The organism is Microbispora sp. CSR-4 (genome assembly GCF_008033685.1).
Classification (GTDB): Bacteria; Actinomycetota; Actinomycetes; order Streptosporangiales; family Streptosporangiaceae; genus Microbispora.
Genome location: NZ_VJVX01000222.1, coordinates 1 through 684, shown reverse-complemented (window position 1 = coordinate 684; position 684 = coordinate 1). Strand labels below are relative to the sequence as shown.

At 53.2% G+C, this 684-nt stretch carries 1 protein-coding gene; it reads right to left on the bottom strand.

The features are described 5' to 3' along the window. Positions 1–97: 97 nt before the first annotated feature. Positions 98–684: HEPN domain-containing protein (locus FLV34_RS39545; protein WP_222709812.1), on the bottom strand; the 587-nt coding region annotated here is incomplete at its 5' end.

Below are 684 nucleotides of genomic sequence, written 5' to 3'. Positions count from 1 at the left end.
GGTGACAAGCTGTCAGACACAAAGGCCACAGCCCAGAGAATGAGCACGGACCATCGCACTATGTCCACACCGGAGAGATAACCACCAATAGCTCGCCTTAGCTCTCGGGAAGGCTGTCGATATTTCTAGAGATAGTAGAAGCACGCCAACCAAGCTGAGCCCGCCTCATCATCGCCTTTTCCAGCTCTTCTGTCGTGAATCCAAGCTCGGCCAAGAAGAGCGATTCCAGTAAATGGAGCAGTATCGCCTCCCCTACTTGTGCACCGCGATGATCTCTTGCTAGATCATGCACAGCCGGCAGTCCATGACTGATTTGATTCCGCAGTGCGGCTACTCGCTTCGCCCAATTGTCGGGCAGGTTCAAAGGAACCAGCCCGCAGGCTACCCGCACCGAAAGCCTTTTTAGGCGGTCTTCGAGAGAGGGCTCATACGAGTTCGCGATCAACTTTCTTATGCGTGCCCGGCGCTTCGAGTTCAACCCAGCAACAGATGCGAGGGCTGCATCCACATTGCTTGCGATTTGATCATACTCTTTAGCCCGATCAGAAACGTTATCGAGATAAAGCATGCGATCCACGGCTTCTACTATGGTGACCGCAGTAAGGAATCGGGGTATGGGCCAACGGTAGTTACGGTTGATCAGCGTGATCCACTGATCAATGATGTAGCGCCAGTTGGGAAGTA